At 62.4% G+C, this 1074-nt stretch carries 1 pseudogene; it reads right to left on the reverse strand.

The window, feature by feature from the left end:
• A pseudogene (locus SAHL_RS02585) lies at window positions 1–568 on the reverse strand (transposase zinc-binding domain-containing protein); the annotation flags it as partial.
• Between the last annotated feature and the right edge of the window lie 506 nt (window positions 569–1074).

Consider the following 1074-nt stretch of genomic DNA (forward strand, 5'->3'; position numbering starts at 1 on the left):
AACATGTGAAAGTGCAAATTTAAGTTCAGCGCACTGCCGAAACGCTGGATCAGCGTCACAGCGCCGGTCTTTGCGTTGTCACAGGTGAAACCGGCTTTCCTAACCAGGTGTGTGGCGATGGCGCGGTAGACGATGCCCAGCACACGGGTCATCACCTCGGGTTTGTTGGCGAATAGAAACCGCAGTGGATACGGGAAACTCATCACCCACTGCCTGATAGGCTGTTCGGGAAAGACTTCGTCCACCAGCAACGCCGCAGCCTCAGCCATGCGCCTGGCCCACAACTAGGGCAAAACCCCCGGCGCTTGCAACTGAAGGCCACCAGGCGCTCGGCGTGACGGTCATCGCAACGTACGCGCAGGAAACCGTGCTCCAGCCGACCGCAGCGCAGGAATTCGTCAAATTCCCGCTGCACGTAGTACGGTAGCGGCCGGCCCTCGCAGGCCATCTGTGCCACGAATGCGGTGTAGTGTTCCTCGACAATCCGATAGAGCAGCGTTTGCTCTGGACGGTGGCGTTGGTAGCGTCGTGCATTCGCCTGAGCCGCCGGGCTCGTACCACGGCTTATCCTCGCTTGTCCCGGGGCGTCACGGGAAACCCGCCCGAACGTCGCCTGACGGCACTGGGACGTGGTGCGAAGCATGGTTTAGGAGACTGTACATCTGTACAGCTATTCTGTCATGCCCCGGCCAGAACAGTTCGGCGGGAGAACCGGCGGACGATATCCGCATCCAGTCTCTCCCCGGATTGCAGCCGAATACCACCGGCGTCAAATCGTTCGATATGGTCGGTGACCACTGAGGCCCGGCCGGCATTGATAGCGTTGCTCACCGCATACTTGCGGTGTTCGCAAGCGTGGCCGATCCAAGCTGGCAAACTCGGAATCTCTAGTAGCACACTCGGAATCTGTTGCAATTCGCGCGCCGACCAAGCACCGCCGACCTCCAGTAGGCCGGGATAAGCGAAGCGTTACCGGCAAGTCTCGCCGCAAACGGGCTGGACCAGGGCTGACCGGCGGCGGGCGCCGGCCCGGCGCCGGTGCCCGCCGCGGCCGGGCGGCCCGCCGCAGACCCG

The sequence above is a fragment of the Salinisphaera orenii subsp. halophila YIM 95161 genome (assembly GCF_003732545.1).
In the GTDB taxonomy this organism is placed as follows: domain Bacteria; phylum Pseudomonadota; class Gammaproteobacteria; order Nevskiales; family Salinisphaeraceae; genus Salinisphaera; species Salinisphaera orenii_A.